At 64.6% G+C, this 15,619-nt stretch carries 13 protein-coding genes; 7 read left to right on the forward strand and 6 right to left on the reverse strand.

Annotated elements, in window-relative coordinates; translation table 11 throughout:
• The first annotated feature begins 144 nt into the window (after positions 1 to 144).
• On the forward strand, positions 145 to 639 hold the full coding sequence (tpx, locus tag AWC17_RS12370) for a thiol peroxidase (RefSeq protein ID WP_046182950.1): 495 nt from the start codon (positions 145 to 147) through the stop codon (positions 637 to 639).
• 9 nt (positions 640 to 648) lie between these two features.
• Here the strand turns inward: tpx and AWC17_RS12375 are convergent, their stop codons facing one another.
• Genes AWC17_RS12375 through AWC17_RS12395 form a run of 5 tightly spaced genes read right to left on the reverse strand, consistent with a single transcriptional unit; the run spans position 649 to position 7,065 of the window.
• On the reverse strand, positions 649 to 2,262 hold the full coding sequence (locus tag AWC17_RS12375) for an AMP-binding protein (RefSeq protein WP_046182949.1): 1,614 nt from the start codon (positions 2,260 to 2,262) through the stop codon (positions 649 to 651).
• Entirely contained in the window at positions 2,259 to 3,791 is a 1,533-nt protein-coding gene (locus AWC17_RS33440) for a long-chain-fatty-acid--CoA ligase (RefSeq protein ID WP_046182948.1), read from the reverse strand. Before AWC17_RS33440 ends, AWC17_RS12375 begins: the two co-directional genes overlap by 4 nt.
• Before the next feature lie 9 nt (positions 3,792 to 3,800).
• Positions 3,801 to 4,907: an acyl-CoA dehydrogenase family protein gene (locus tag AWC17_RS12385; RefSeq protein ID WP_046182947.1), complete on the reverse strand. Its 1,107-nt coding sequence runs from the start codon at positions 4,905 to 4,907 to the stop codon at positions 3,801 to 3,803.
• 1 nt (position 4,908) lies between these two features.
• The gene (locus tag AWC17_RS12390; protein WP_046182946.1) at positions 4,909 to 6,150 is read right to left on the reverse strand and encodes an acyl-CoA dehydrogenase; all 1,242 of its coding nucleotides are present in this window, start codon (positions 6,148 to 6,150) and stop codon (positions 4,909 to 4,911) included.
• 18 nt (positions 6,151 to 6,168) lie between these two features.
• A complete protein-coding gene (locus AWC17_RS12395) occupies positions 6,169 to 7,065 on the reverse strand; it encodes an enoyl-CoA hydratase (RefSeq protein WP_046182945.1) in 897 nt (298 codons plus the stop codon).
• Between the two features lie 311 nt (positions 7,066 to 7,376).
• On the opposite strand from AWC17_RS12395, the gene AWC17_RS12400 reads away from it, so the two are divergent.
• Genes AWC17_RS12400 through AWC17_RS12425 form a run of 6 tightly spaced genes read left to right on the forward strand, consistent with a single transcriptional unit; the run spans position 7,377 to position 14,549 of the window.
• Complete coding sequence (locus AWC17_RS12400) at positions 7,377 to 8,486, forward strand: LLM class flavin-dependent oxidoreductase (RefSeq protein WP_046182944.1); 1,110 nt, start codon at positions 7,377 to 7,379, stop codon at positions 8,484 to 8,486.
• 34 nt (positions 8,487 to 8,520) lie between these two features.
• Positions 8,521 to 11,046: an FAD-binding oxidoreductase gene (locus AWC17_RS12405; RefSeq protein ID WP_046182943.1), complete on the forward strand. Its 2,526-nt coding sequence runs from the start codon at positions 8,521 to 8,523 to the stop codon at positions 11,044 to 11,046.
• Between the two features lie 23 nt (positions 11,047 to 11,069).
• Entirely contained in the window at positions 11,070 to 12,125 is a 1,056-nt protein-coding gene (locus tag AWC17_RS12410) for an alpha/beta fold hydrolase (protein WP_046182942.1), read from the forward strand.
• 19 nt (positions 12,126 to 12,144) lie between these two features.
• The gene (locus AWC17_RS12415; protein WP_046182941.1) at positions 12,145 to 12,663 is read left to right on the forward strand and encodes a flavin reductase family protein; all 519 of its coding nucleotides are present in this window, start codon (positions 12,145 to 12,147) and stop codon (positions 12,661 to 12,663) included.
• Positions 12,660 to 13,742, forward strand: a complete 1,083-nt coding sequence (locus tag AWC17_RS12420) for a 3,4-dihydroxy-2-butanone-4-phosphate synthase (protein WP_046182940.1) — start codon at positions 12,660 to 12,662, stop codon at positions 13,740 to 13,742. The genes AWC17_RS12415 and AWC17_RS12420 overlap by 4 nt, the downstream gene beginning before the upstream one ends.
• A gap of 36 nt (positions 13,743 to 13,778) precedes the next feature.
• The gene (locus tag AWC17_RS12425; protein ID WP_046182939.1) at positions 13,779 to 14,549 is read left to right on the forward strand and encodes an SDR family oxidoreductase; all 771 of its coding nucleotides are present in this window, start codon (positions 13,779 to 13,781) and stop codon (positions 14,547 to 14,549) included.
• 15 nt (positions 14,550 to 14,564) lie between these two features.
• Here the strand turns inward: AWC17_RS12425 and AWC17_RS12430 are convergent, their stop codons facing one another.
• Entirely contained in the window at positions 14,565 to 15,587 is a 1,023-nt protein-coding gene (locus AWC17_RS12430) for an alpha/beta fold hydrolase (protein ID WP_046182938.1), read from the reverse strand.
• Positions 15,588 to 15,619: the final 32 nt, after the last annotated feature.

Consider the following 15,619-nt stretch of genomic DNA (forward strand, 5'->3'; position numbering starts at 1 on the left):
CACCGCATAGGATCATCAACGCAAGCGAGCGGAACCTATGTCAGACCACTTTTACACCGCTCCTGGGACGCCACCGTGTAGCCCACCAATTAGGACATGGGACCTGACCCATGAGGGCCGCGGCGGACTTGGCAGACTGTCCGCATGGCACAGATAACGTTGCGTGGAAACCCGATCAACACCGTCGGCGAGCTGCCTGCAGTCGGATCACCGGCCCCGGCCTTCAGCCTGACGGGCGGCGACCTGGGGGCGGTCAGTAGCGACCAGCTCGGCGGTAAATCCGTGGTGCTCAACATCTTCCCGTCCGTGGACACGCCGGTGTGCGCGGCCAGCGTCCGGACCTTCAACGAACGCGCCGCCGCAAGCGGCGCCACGGTGGTGTGCGTGTCGAAAGACCTGCCGTTCGCGTTCGCTCGATTCTGTGGCGCCGAGGGCATCGACAACGTCACGACGGGTTCGGCGTTCCGCGGCAGCTTCGGCGAGGACTACGGCGTCACCATCAGCGACGGCCCGATGGCGGGGCTGCTCGCCCGGGCCATCGTGGTGGTCGGCCCCGACGGCAAGGTCACCTACACCGAGTTGGTCCCTGAGATCGCCCAGGAGCCGAACTACGACGCGGCGCTGGCCGCGGCGGGCTAGTTCTTCGGGTCATAAACCGAGCAGTCGGACCATTTCGGCCCGCATGTCGACTTTGCGCACTTTTCCGGTGACCGTCAGCGGGAACCCGTCGACGATGTGGACATACCGAGGAATCTTGTAGTGCGCGAGCTTCCCGAGACAAAACGCGCGGACGGCATCCTCGTCTAAAGGCCGACGGCCTGGCCGCATTTTGATCCAGGCGCAGACCTCCTCGCCGTACTTGGTGTCGGGGACACCAATAACCTGCACAGCCTCGATGTCGGGGTGGGTATGCAGGAAGTCCTCGATCTCTCGTGGGTACAGATTCTCGCCGCCGCGGATGACCATGTCCTTGATGCGCCCGACGATCGCGCAATACCCGTCGTCGCTCATGATCGCCAGGTCGCCGGTGTGCATCCATCCGTCGCGATCGATGACCTCGCGAGTTTTGCCGTCATCGTTCCAGTAACCCTGCATCACCGAGTAGCCGCGGGTGCAGAGTTCACCGGTCAGGCCTCGCTCGACGATCTTGCCGGTGCCGGCGTCGATGACCTTGATCTCAACGTGCGGATGGACCCGGCCCACGGTGGCGGTTCGACGGTGCAGGTCGTCGTCGATCCGGGTCTGGCAGGACACCGGGGAAGTCTCTGTCATGCCATAGGCGATCGACAGCTCCGACATGTTGAGTTCGTCCATGCAGCGCTTCATCACCTCCACCGGACAGGACGCGCCCGCCATGATCCCGGTCCGCAGCGACGACAGGTCTCGACGAGTGAGATCTGGATGGCCGAGCATCGCGATGAACATCGTGGGCACGCCGTAGAGGCCTGCGCAGCGCTCCCTTTCGATCGCTTCCAGCGTCGCAGCGGGATCGAATCCGGCCGCCGGGATCACCATGGTTGCTCCGCGGGTGGTGCAGCCCAAATTGCCCATCACCATGCCGAAGCAGTGGTAGAAGGGCACGGGGATACATAGGCGTTCCCCGGGTCCGAGCCGGATGAGTCCGGTGACGAAATACCCGTTGTTGAGGATGTTGCGGTGCGACAAGGTGGCGCCCTTGGGAGCTCCCGTTGTGCCCGATGTGTATTGAATGTTGATCGCATCCAGGGGGCTCAGGGTGGATGTCCGGCACCGCAATTCGTCAGCGGTAACCTCGCCGGCGCGCTGCCGGAGCCGCTCCCAGTCGGTGGTGCCCAGGAACACGACGTCTGTTAGTCCGCGGACCTCGGAACGGACCTCGTCAACCATTCGGCGGTAGTCGGAGCTCTTGAAGTTTGTCGCGGACATCAACAGCCGAGTGCCCGAATCGCGCAGCACATGAGACAACTCGTGAGTTCGATACGCGGGATTGACCGAGACGAGGATGGCGCCAATCTTGGCCGTGGCGTACTGAATGATCGTCCATTCCGGGCAATTGGGGGACCAGATCCCGACCCGATCTCCGCGCCGGATGCCGACGGCCATCAAAGCGCGGGCGAGACAGTTGATCTCACTGTCGAGTTCGGCGTAGGTCCACCGCCGGTCGCCGGCCACATCGACAAGCGCGTCGACGTCGGGGTACGCCAGCGCAGTGCGCTCGAAGTTCGCCCCGATCGTCTCGTCCAGCAGTGGGGTATCGACGGGCCCTGCATCGTAGGAGTTCACCGCGCGTACTCGCGGCGAAGATCGGTCTTGAGTACCTTGCCACTGGCGTTGCGCGGCAACGCATCCACAACCACTACACGGCGGGGCCGCTTGTACGAAGCGAGGTGCTCGCGGCAGTGCGTGTCGATTTCGTCGTCGGTCGGCGGATCTGCCGGGTCGCGCGCCACGATCACCGCCATCGGGGTCTCGCCCCATTTTGCGTCGGGCACTCCGATGACCGAAACCTCGGCGACCTTGGCGTGCGCTGCCACGACGTTTTCCACCTCGGCGCTGTAGATGTTTTCACCGCCCGAAATGATCATGTCCTTCTTCCGGTCGACCACATAGATATAGCCATCGGCGTCCTGCGGGACCAGGTCGCCCGAATGAAACCAGCCGCCGCGAAAGGCCTCCGCGGTCTCGGCGGGCTTATTCCAATACTCCTTCATCACCAGCGGTCCGCGATAGACGATCTCGCCGATTTCGCCCTGCGGAACGTCGTCCATCTGGTCGTCGACGATGCGGACCTCGACGCCCAGCATCGGGGTGCCCACGGATCCGATCTTGCGGAGAGCATCCTGTCCCCGCAGCAGGCAGGTGATGGGGCTGCATTCGGTCTGCCCGAAGGCCGCGATGATCTCGGTGTGCGGAAAGGCATCGAACATCGTGCGCAGCAAGGCGGTTGACGCGGGTGCCGCGCCCCACCAAACACGACGCAGCCGGCTGAGATCCCACGAGCGAAGACCTGGCAATGCACAGACCGTCTGCCACTGTGCCGGCGTCATCCAGCAAGACGTGACCCGCTCACCGACGATCGTTCGCATGGCGGCCACGGGGTCGAAGCCGCCGGACGGTGGAACGACCACCGTGCCGCCGGTCAGGAACGTCGGGAACATCCCCGATACACCGGCGACGTGGAACAGCGGCGCATGCGCCATCCAGCAGTTGTCGTCACTGCGAAGACCCAGTGTGGCGATCACGCTCATGGCATGCAGGTACAGATTGCGGTGGGTAATCACCGCGCCCTTGGGGAAGCCCGTGGTGCCGGATGTGTACATGATGAACGCGGGCGCCTCGTCCGCAACCGTGACGTCGAGAGCGAGACCATCTGCCGCGGCGATAAGTTCGTCCAGACCGTCACCAATCGTGAGGACGGTGCGGATCGATGGTGTCTTAGTGCGCGCCCGCGCGACGGCCGGTGCGCACGCCAGGTCCACGACCACAGCGACCACACCACTGTCTGCGAGCACATACGCGATCTCCTCGGAAACCAGCCGGAAGTTGACGGGCACCGCGACGGCACCCAGACGCAGCGTGGCGAACCAGGCTTCGATCAGCTCAAGACAATTCAGACCGACCACTGCTACCCGATCGCCTGGACGAACTCCGCTCGCCGATAGCACGTTGGCCAGACGGATCACCCGCTGGTTCAGTTCGGAGTAGGTGCACCGTCGGCGCTGATCGACGAACGCGAGATTGCCCGGCCGGACTCGCGCGTGCCGGGCCAAGACGTCGCTGAACGTGATGCCGCCCCCGGCCACGGGATCCATTATCGACGCCTACAGGCCCGCACGGTCGGCCAGTAGCGCCCGGTTCCGGGCGCTACTGCCGAAGAGCGCCTCGGTGGTCTTGGCCCGGCGGAAGTACAGGTGCAGATCGTGCTCCCAAGTGAACGCGATGCCGCCGTGGACTTGGATGGCGGTGCCGGCGCATAACACATAGGTGTCCGCGGCCTGCGCCTTGACCAATGGAGCCGCGATGTGCAGCTCGTCGCCGTTGGCGGCGCTCATCGCGGCGAACATCACGGCTGCCCGAGTCGCGTCGATTTCAATCATCATCTCGGCACAGGCGTGCTTGACTGCCTGGAACGAGCCTATCGGCCGACCGAATTGCTTTCGGCTGCGGGCATATTCGACAGTCAGTTCAAGGCACGCCTCGGCACCGCCAAGCATCTCGGCCGCCAGCAGCACTCGCGCCACGTCGAGCACTCGCTCGGCCTCATCGGGTGAGCCTGCGGTCAAGGGGTCGGCCGGGGCTTGCGCCAGCTGCAGCCTGGCGACGGGACGGGTGACGTCGAACGAAGGCAGCCGAACAACCGTCACCCCCGGGGCGCCAGCCGCCACGACGTGAAAGACGACTGTGCTGTCGGGGCCGTCGGCTACCGCTGGGACCACGAACAAGTCAGCGACGTGGCCGTGCAAAACGGGGACGCACTCGCCGGTGAGCACGGTGCCATCTGCGCGCCGGCTGGCCCGGACGGTCGCCGCCGATGGGTCGGTCTCGTTCGGGCCGGCGGCTGCCAAAGCGCCGATCTGTTCTCCGGACAGCAGACCGGCGAGTAGCCTCTTGCGCTGCTCGTCATCGCCCATGCGCAGCACCGCCTCGATCGCGAAGGTGGTGGTGGCCAGCGGTACCGGCGTCAGTGCCCTACCGAATTCGGAGAACACGATCGCGGTCTCGATGAGGGTGCCACCGTCCCCGCCGCATTCCGCGGGGACATGCAGTCCCAAGGGCTGCATCTCGCGACAGAGTCGCTGCCAGACCCGCCTGTCATGGCCGTCGGCAGCGGCTGCCTCGCGCATTCGCATCTGCGAGGCAGCCTCACGGAGAAAACCGCCCAGCGATGCCCGGAAGGCGTCGTGTTCGGGGCTGTACCGGAAATCCATATCAGCCCTGGCCGATACGTTGGGGGAGCAGCCGCGGTTCCTTCGGCAGGTCCAGCAGTTGCTCGCCGATCACGTTGCGCTGGATCTGCGAACTGCCCGCGTAAATGGTCGCGGCACGCGCATAGAGCAGCTCGTCCAGCCAGCAGGCCACCGAGTTGGGGGTACCGGCCTCTGCGGTGATCAGCGCTTCGCCATTGCCCGAGCCCTCCGCCCCGAGTGCCTCGATACCCAGGATCTCGACGGCAAGATCGGTGTAGCGCTGGAAGTACTCACTCCAGAAGACCTTGCTGATCGCGGCCTCGGCCCCGGGCCGCTGCCCGTTGACCAACAACGTCAGCCCGCGGTAGCCCTGGTAACGCATGATCTGGACGCGCGAATAGCACCAGGCCAACGCATCGCGGATGCGCGGATCAGTGTGCAGTCCGCGCTCGCGGGCGAGTTCGCATAACCTCTCGAGTTCTCTTCCGAAGTTGATGGCGGCCGTAGTGACCTGTGAGGCGCGCTCGAATCCGAGCAGCGTCATCGCTACCGACCATCCGTCGCCTACCCGGCCGACCACATTGGCGACCGGGGTGCCGGCGTCGGTCAGGAACACCTCACTGAAGGAGGCATGGCCGGCCGCGTTGACGATGGGCCGGACCACCACGCCGGGCTGGTCCATCGGCACCAGCAGCACCGACAGGCTCGCGTGCGCGGGCCCGTCCGGATCCGTGCGCGCCAGGACGAAAATCCAGTTCGCGGTCGGCCCTGCCGACGTCCAGATCTTCTGTCCGTTGAGCACCCACTCGTCGCCATCGAGCACCGCCCTGGTCCGGACGGATGCCAGGTCCGAGCCCGCCTCGGGCTCGGAGAAACCCTGGCACCAGCGATCCTCGCCGCTGAGAATGCGCGGCAGGAAATGCTTCTTCTGCTCCTCGGAGCCCAGCGCGATCAGGGTGTTGCCCAGCAGCTGGATGCCGAGCAGATCGTTCTCCAACCCCTCCGGCGCGCCCGCACGGGCGAACTCCTCATCAAGCACGGCCTGCTCGATCGCGGAAAGACCGGCGCCGCCACACTCTTTCGGCCAGGACACCGCCACCAGGCCGCGGTCCGCGAGGACCCCGCGCCATCGGTGCGCGATCGCCCGCCGCTCGTCGGGCGGCAACGCCCCACCGCCAGACCAACCCGGCGGTAGGTGCTCGGCAACAAAGGCGCGGATCTGGTCGCGGAATGCCTCCGCTTCGGCCGGGTAGTCGACATCCACAGTGCTCGTCCTCCGGGTTTAGGGCCGCTGTTTGGCCGCGGGCAGGATCTCGGGCGCGATCCGCCAGTCCTCCAGACCGTTGTCGACCGTGCCATAGGACAGCTTTCCGCCAGTCACCTCCGCCCAGTGCGCATGATTGAGTTGGTGGATGGAGAAGCAGGCGTCCAGCGCCGTGCAGAAGCCCATCGCATCGACGGACTGATTCACCGACTCTTTGATGAACAGCGCCGTGAGCGTTGGCAGCTTGGCGATGCGACGAGCGAAATCGACTGTGCAGGAGAATAACTCATCGTTTGGAAAGACCTTGCTCACCATCCCGATGGCGTGCGCGTCGTGCGCGTCGAGCGAGTCGCCGGTGAGCAGCAGCTCCTTTGCCTTTCGCGGGCCGAACTCCCACGGGTGGCCGAAGTACTCCACCCCACACATACCGAGCCGAGTCCCGACGACATCGGCGAACACGGCGTCCTCGGCGGCGACGATAAGATCGCAGCACCACGCCAGCATCAGAGCGGCTGACAGGACCGTGCCGTGGACCTCGGCGATGGTGATCTTGCGGAGATTGCGCCACCGTTTGGTGTTCTCGAAGAAGTAGTGCCACTCCTGACGGTGGCGCGATTCCACCCCACCGCGGGTTCCGCCGTTGCACTGATATGTGGGGTGTTGGTCCGGGCCGGATGAACGTTCGCGTACGTCGTCGGCGGATCCGAGGTCGTGCCCGGCGGAGAACGACGGCCCCTCGCCCCGCAGGATCACCACGCGGATCGCATCGTCGGATTCTGCGAGCTCGAAAGCGGCCCCGAGCTCGACAAGCATCCCGCGGTTCTGGGCATTCCGTTGTTTCGGGCGGTCGAGCGTGATGACGGCGATCAGGCCCTGATCGACGACGTCGTATCGGATGTAGTCGAAATCCTGCACGCAATGCTCCTTTCGAGCAGTAGCCGAGCCGCGCGAACACGTCGGCGGCGGTGTCCTCACGCAGTTCGGCCGGGCGTGGGCGCTCCCTAACGCGCGTGGCCCGGTTTACGTCGGTGAGGCTACGCGGGGCGGGCCAAAATGTCCATAAGCGATACGGGCTTGATAAATCCCATGAAAACACAAATTCCCACGCTAACTGCATCTTGCGCAGTAATGATGTATCTTGCTATTACTGTGTTGTAGGTCGCAGCAGAGACCTGTGCCGAGATGTGGTCTCGGGTCGGGTTCGGGCACACCGAGGAAGGTTGAAGATGGAGATCGGGATTTTTCTCATGCCGGCGCACCCGCCCGAGCGGAGCCTCTATGACGCGACGCAGTGGGACCTCGACATCATCGAGCTAGCCGACCAGCTGGGCTATGTGGAGGCCTGGGTGGGGGAGCACTTCACGGTGCCGTGGGAGCCTATTTGCGCGCCCGACCTGCTGTTGGCGCAGGCGTTGCTGCGCACGAAGTCGATCAAGCTGGCGCCTGGAGCGCACCTGCTGCCTTACCACCATCCGGTCGAGCTCGCCCACCGGGTGGCCTACTTCGACCACCTGGCCCAGGGCCGCTACATGCTGGGTGTCGGCGCCAGTGGCATCCCGGGCGACTGGGCGCTGTTCGATGTCGACGGACAAAACGGCGAGCACCGCGAGATGACGCGCGAAGCCCTCGAGATCATGTTGCGCGTCTGGACCGAGGACGGTCCCTGGGAACATCGCGGAAAGTACTGGAACGCCAACGGGATCGCGCCGATGTTCGAGGGCTTGATGACCCGCCACATCAAACCCTTCCAGAAGCCCCATCCGCCGATCGGGGTCACGGGTTTCAGCGCCGGATCAGAGACGCTAAAGCTCGCCGGCGAGCGCGGCTACCTGCCCATGAGTCTGGACCTCAATACCGACTACGTTGCGACACACTGGGATGCAGTGCTGGAGGGCGCAGCACGCAGCGGTCGCACGCCGGATCGCCGCGATTGGCGGCTGGTTCGTGAGGTCGTCGTTGCCGAGACCGATGAGAAGGCATTCCGCTATGCGGTCGACGGCATCATCGGACGCAACATGCGCGAGTACGTCCTGCCGACCTTCCGCATGTTCGGCATGACCAAGTTCTACAAACACAACCCCGCGGTGCCCGATGCTGACGTGACACCGGAATACCTCGCGGAGAAGACGTTCGTGGTCGGATCGGTCGAGACGGTGGTCGACAAGCTGGAGGCCACTTATGACCAGGTTGGTGGATTCGGGCATCTGCTGATCCTCGGCTTCGACTACAGCGACAACCCCGGCCCCTGGAAGGACTCCATGCGGCTGCTCGCCGAGGAGGTCATGCCCCGACTCAACGCCCGCATCGCCAAGAAGCCCATCGCCGCGATCATTTAGCGGTCCTCGAATAGGCGAGAAAGGGGCAGACGCAATGTCGGTTCGTCAGGTCAGCGTGGACTATTCGGACGGGACATCGAAGACGATGCCGGTGCGGTCGGACCAGTCGATATTGGAGGCCGCCGAGGAACACGGGGTCGCCATCGTCAACGAATGCCAAAGCGGAATCTGCGGCACCTGCGTAGCCACCTGCACATCCGGTCAGTACGAGATGGGGCGCACCGAGGGGCTGTCCGACGTGGAACGCGAAGCACGAAAGATCCTGACGTGCCAGACGTTTGCGACGTCAGATTGCCGGATCGAGTTGCAGTACCCGGCCGACGACAACGCCGCGCTGCTGATCACCGGTGACGCGCTGGTGACCGGGGTCGACCTGGTATCGCCCAGCACCGCCGTGCTGCGGCTCGACGCCTCGGGCCTGGGAACGGCACTGCGCTATAAGGCCGGGCAGTTCGCCCAGCTGCAGGTCCCCGGTACCGGCACCTGGCGCAACTATTCCTACGCGCATCCACCGGACGACCGCGTAGAGCTGGAGTTCATCATTCGGCTGCTGCCCGACGGGGTTATGTCGAACTACCTGCGCGATCGGGCACGGCCCGGCGACCGAATTGCCTTGCGGTGCAGCAAGGGCAACTTCTACCTGCGTCCCGTCGTGCGACCAGTAATCTTGGTCGCCGGCGGCACCGGCCTGTCGGCGATCCTGGCGATGGCCCAGAGCCTGGACGCCGACACCAGCCAACCAATCCACCTGCTCTACGGGGTGACCGACGCCGAGGACCTCTGCAAGCTCGACGAACTCGACGCGTTGCGGCGCCGCATTCCCCGCTTGGAGGTGCACGTCATCGTCGCCCAACCCCACGCCGAGTGGGATGGGCGCATCGGACTGGTCACCGACCTCCTGGATGAGCGGATGCTGGCCGGCGGCGACGCCGATGTATACCTGTGCGGTCCGGCGGCGATGGTCGAGGCCACTCGAAACTGGCTGGACGACAATGGCTTTCAGCGAATCGGGCTCTACTACGAGAAGTTTGTAGCCAGCGGGGCCGCCCGTCGGCGCGCCCCGGCGCGCTTCGACTACGCGGGTGTGGACATCAGCGAAGTACGCCGCCGCGGCCGCGGAACAGCGGTGGTCATCGGAGGGAGCATCGCGGGTATCGCCGCGGCCAAGGTGTGCAGTGAGACCTTCGAACGCGTCGTCGTGCTCGAGAAGGACGACCCACACCGACGCCGGGAAGGCCGACCGGGCGCAGCCCAAGGCTGGCACCTGCATCACCTTCTGACCGCTGGGCAGATCGAGCTGGAACGCTTCTTTCCCGGCATCGTCGACGACATGGTGCGCGAGGGAGCGTTCAAGGTCGACATGGCGGCCCAGTACCGGATTCGCCTCGGCGGCTCCTGGAAGAAGCCCGGAACCAGCGACATCGAGATCGTCTGCGCTGGAAGACCGCTGCTCGAATGGTGCGTGCGGCGCAGACTCGACGATGAACCCCGGATCGATTTCCGCTATGAATCCGAGGTCACCGACCTGGTATTCGACCGTGAGAACAACGCCGTCATCGGGGTCGCCGTCGACGGGGGCGGACAGCCCGAAGTGATCTCCGCGGAATTCGTCGTGGATGCCTCGGGTAAGAACACCCGCGTCCCGGAGTTCCTCGAACGCGTCGGAATTGGCTCGCCCGAGGTGGAGCAGGACATTATCAACTGCTTCTATTCGACTATGCAGCACCGAGTTCCGCCGGAACGGCAGTGGCAGGACAAGGTGATGGTGATCTGCTACGCATACCGGCCTTTTGAGGACACTTACGCCGCGCAGTACTACACCGACAGCTCACGCACCCTGCTGTCCACCTCGCTGGTGGCCTACAACTGCTATTCGCCGCCCCGGACGGCAACGGAGTTCCGCGAGTTCGCCAATCTGATGCCGTCCCCGATCGTCGGGGAGAACATCGACGGGCTGGAACCGGCATCCCCCATCTACAACTTCCGCTATCCGAACATGCTGCGGCTGCACTACGAGAAGAAGCGGAACCTGCCCCGTGCGCTCCTGGCCGTCGGCGACTCGTACACCAGTGCCGACCCGGTGTCGGGCCTGGGGATGAGCCTGGCGCTCAAGGAGGTCCGCGAGATGCAGCTGCTGCTGGCCAAGTACGGGCCGGGGCACCGTGACTTGCCGCGCCGTTACTACCGGTCGATCGCCAAGATGGCCGACACGGCCTGGTTTGTGATCCGTGAACAGAACCTGCGCTTCAACTGGATCAAGGACGTGGACAAGAAGCGGCCGTTCTACTTTGGTGTCCTGACCTGGTACATGGACCGCCTTCTGGAGTTGGTGCATGACGATCTCGACGCCTACCGCGAGTTCTTGGCCGTCGTCCATCTCGTCAAACCGCCTCTGGCGCTGATGAAGCCGGGCATCGCTGGCCGCGTGATCGGCAAGTGGGCACGTACCCGGTTGTCGGGCGAAAAGACGCTGATCGCCCGCAACTACGAAAACCGTGCGATTCCCAACGAATCCACCGATCAACTTGTGGGCGCGGGTACTTCCGTGGCCGGGTACTGACCGACAGCAAAAGAGAGGCCAAGATGTCGCAAGTTCATCGGATCCTGAACTGCCGTGGCACCCGCATCCATGCCGTCGAAGACGGCGAAGGACCGTTGGTGGTGCTGATTCACGGGTTCCCGGAGTCCTGGTACTCGTGGCGACACCAGATTCCCGCGTTGGCCGAGGCGGGCTACCGGGTGGTGGCCATCGACCAGCGCGGCTATGGACGCTCGTCGAAGTACTACGTGAATTCCGCCTACCGCATCAAGGAATTGGTGGGCGATGTCGTCGGCGTCCTCGACGCTTGTGGCGAGAAGACGGCCGTCGTCGTCGGCCACGACTGGGGCGCACCGGTGGCCTGGACCTTCGCGTGGCTGCACCCGGACAGGTGCGCGGGCGTGGTGGGTGTCAGCGTTCCCTTCGCCGGCCGCGGCGTGATCGCACTACCGGGCAGCCCCTTCGGTGAACGCCGTCCGAACGAATATCACCTGGAGATCGCCGGCGAAGGCAAGGTTTGGTATCAGGACTACTTCGCCGCGCAGGACGAAATTATCGCCGAGATAGAGGAGGACCTGCGCGGCTGGCTGCTGGGTCTGACGTACACGGTATCGGGGCAAGGCATGATCGCGGCTACCAAGGCGGCCGAGGCCGCGGGCGTCGATCTGGCGTCCATGGACCCGCTGGATGTGATCCGGGCGGGTCCGTTGTGCATGCCCAGGGAGGCACGGCTCAGAGATGCCTTCGCGTATCCGGAAACGATGCCGGACTGGTTCACCGAAGCCGACCTCGATTTCTACACGGGCGAATTTGAGCGCTCCGGCTTCGGCGGACCGCTGAGCTTCTATCACAACATCGACAACGACTGGCAAGACCTGGAAGACCAGGTCGGCACGCCGCTGACTCCTCCCGCGCTGTTCATCGGCGGACAGTACGACGTCGGCACCGCCTGGGGAGCCGAAGCCATCGAGCGCGCCGCCGAAGTGATGCCCAACTACTGCGGCGCTCATCTGGTGGCCGACGTCGGGCACTGGATCCAGCAGGAAGAGCCGAAGGAAACCAACCGGCTGGTGCTCGATTTCCTGCGTGGACTGCGTTAGTGGGCGGGTCGCGGGCGGCATGGAAGCGGTCACCTCGCAGCGCATCGACGGCACCGAAGTGCGTCGGGTTTTCGGCTGTTTCCCGTCCGGGGTCATCGCGGTTTGCGCAATGGTCGACGGCGAGCCCGTCGGAATGGCCGCCAGCTCGTTCACCACGGTCTCCCTCATGCCGCCGCTCGTATCGATCTGCGTCCAGCACAACTCGGCGACCTGGCCGAGGCTGCGGCGCTGCCCGGCGCTCGGTGTGAGCGTGCTGGCGGAGGACCACACCGAGGCCTGCCGGAGCCTCTCGCGCAAGCACGGCGACCGTTTCGCCGGAGTGCACTGCGTCCAGCGGCCCAGTGGGGGCGTGTTCGTCGACGGGGCCAGTGCCTGGCTGGATTGCAGTTTGAACGCCGAGATCCCGGCGGGTGACCACGTCATCGTCCTGTTGGGGATCAGTGCACTACGCGCGAACCCCGATACGCTGCCACTTGTCTTCCACCGCAGTCAATTCCATCGGCTTGCGGCCACGGCAGGAGCGAACGAGCAGACATGAAAACGACCGATGTGCGGGTACGGCGCGCGGTCGCCGCGATGGCGGCAGGCCGCCCCGTTGTGTTGACTGAAGACACCGAACGCGACTGCGACGGGCTTCTTGTCTTCGCCGCTGACAGGGCCACGCCGAAGTTGCTGGCGTTCACCATCCGACACACCTCCGGTTATGTCCGTGTCGCGTTGCCGCCCGCCGAGTGCGAGCGGCTGAACCTACCGCCCATGTGCCACAGCGGCGACGGCAAGTTCGGCGCCACCGCCCACCGGGTGTCAGTTGACTACCGGGGGTCGGGTACGGGGATCTCAGCGACCGATCGCGCTCGAACAATCGCGGCGCTCGCGTCGGCCGATTCTGCTGCTGCGGATTTCCTCCGTCCAGGTCATGTGGTCCCGGCGCAGGCTGGAGTCGGGGGAGTGTTGGGCCATCGGGGGCCGAACGAGGCAGCGATTGACCTGGCCCGCCTCGCGGGGCGGCGGCCGGCGGCGGCGCTGTGCGAGATCGTGTCCCGCGACCGTCCCACCGCGATGGCCCGCCGCGGCGAGTTGGTCGAGTTCGCTGTCGCACACCGGTTGCCGATCGTTTCGATCGGTGAGCTTGTCGCGTATCGGCGGCGGATTGAGCCCCAGGTCGTCCGGCTGGCAGAGACGATGCTGCCCATGAGAGGCGGCGATTCCCGGGTGATCAGCTTCCAGAACGTACACGACGATGGCGAGCACCTGGCCGTCATCATCGGCGCGGTGGGCCCAGGCGTACCCGTACCGCTGCACGTTCACGTCGAGTGCCTGACCGGGGATGTGTTCGGCTCGACGGCCTGCCGGTGCGGCGAAGAACTCGAAAGCGCGCTGACCACGATGCGGGCGCATGGCAGTGGCGTAATCGTCTACCTGCGTTCCGCCGGCGCGGTGCGCGGCTGCCGTCTCGGTGAAAGCGACGCCGTGACAGCAGATCTCACCTCGGACACGGTGGCATGGATATTGCGCGATCTTGGCGTGTATACGATCCGTTTGTCCGACGATGCGCCGGGTTTCGGCCTGGTGATGTTCGGGGCTATACGCGAATACGGCCTGCGCATCGCCGGTTGAGAAATGCTATAGCGCAACGCGATATGAGGTGAGGCAATGACCCATCCGGACCTGGCCGGAAAAGCTGCGATTGTGACCGGTGCCGGGGCCGGGATCGGGCTGGCAATCGCGCAAAGTCTCGCCGCCGAGGGCTGCCGGGTGCTTTGCGCGGACATCGATGGCGGTGCCGCCGACGCCGCTGCGGCCAAGATCGGTGGCGGTGCGGTCGGCCACCTGGTCGATGTGAGCGACGAGCAGCAGGTTGTCGGCATGGTCCAGGCGTGCGCCGACGCATTCGGTGGGGTGGACAAGCTTGTTGCCAACGCGGGCATCGTACATTTCGCTTCGCTCACCGACACGACGGTGACGGATTTCGACCGCATCATCGGGGTCAACTTGCGCGGTGCGTGGCTGTGCACCAAACACGCGGTTCCCAAAATGATCGAGCGCGGTGCGGGAGCCATCGTCAACATGTCATCGTTGGCCGGTCTTGTTGCGGCCGGGGGCACCGCGGCGTATGGGATGTCCAAGGCCGGAATTATCCACCTCAGCCGGATCACCGCAGCCGAATTGCGCTCCGTGGGCGTGCGTTCCAACGCGTTGTTGCCCGCATTCGTCGACACTACGATGCAGCGGACCGCGATGACCGCGTTCGACCAGGCACTCGGTGAGGGAGGTGCTCACACGATGATCGATCGCCTGCAGGGCCGCATGGCCGGACCGCAGGAGATTGCGCGCGTAGTCGCGTTCCTGCTGTCAGACGACGCCTCGATGGTCAACGGAACCGCGCAGCTCGTCGACGGTGGAACCGTCGCTGCGCTCTGGTGAATTGCCACGAGCTCGTCACTTTAACTGGGTAAGGAAGTCCACGAGCAGCCGATTGGTTTCAGCGGGCTTCTCCTGTTGAATCCAGTGCCCCGCACCGGAAATTATGTGGGTGCCCCGGTAATCGGACATCTTCTCGTCGGCCCGCGCAATCGCCTCGGCGCCCCAGATCGTAGCCACGTCGAATTCGCCGCCGATGAACATCGCCGGCGCCGTCATCTTCTGATGCTCAACGTCTGCAAGCACTTCCCAGCCGGCGTCGACGTTGTGGTAGAACGCCAAACCGCCCGAGAAGCCTGCCCTTTCGAACTCGTTGACATAGAACGTGAGATCCTCCTCGGTGAACCACTGGGGCATCGCGTCCGGCCAGACGAATGCGTCGTCTAGCCTGGCTCCGTTCGCCATGCACAGTGGCCCGAAGCGCAATGCCTCGATCGGATCCGCCGGCACCGATCCGGCTGCCATCGCGGCCTCGCCCGATACCGTATATGTCAGTCCGAGAAACCACTTTCGGAGGTCTTCTTCGATCTCGTTGATGATTCCGTCCTGCTCGGAGAAGTAGTCTTGATAGAACTTCCTGCCTGGGCCGGCGAGTTCGATGTGGTAGTCGCGTGGACGGGTATCCCCGAAAGGGCAGCCGGGCAACCCGATTAGGCCGCGCCCTGCGAACGGAACGCTCACACCGACGACACCTCGGCATCGCTGCGGATGAAGCCAGGCGAACGTCCATGCGACCGGGGCGCCCCAGTCGTGCCCGACCACAACGGCATTTTGTTCACCGTAGGCATCGATCAACGCTTCGACGTCGGCGACGAGCTTGTCGATGCGGTATGCGCTGTTGACCCTCAACTTAGACGATCTTCCGAATCCCCGCTGGTCGATCGCCACCACCTTGTAGCCCGCATTCGCCAGCATCGGAATCTGATGACGCCAGGAATACCAGGACTCCGGAAACCCGTGCAGGAGAATGACCAATGGACCGGATCCCAACTCGACTGCATGGATGCGTGTTCCGTTGCAATTGAGATTTTTGTGAATCATTCTCGCGCTCATTTCTGTGTGGTCGAAGATGT

Origin of the sequence: Mycobacterium nebraskense, from assembly GCF_002102255.1 — a bacterium.
Taxonomy (GTDB): domain Bacteria; phylum Actinomycetota; class Actinomycetes; order Mycobacteriales; family Mycobacteriaceae; genus Mycobacterium; species Mycobacterium nebraskense.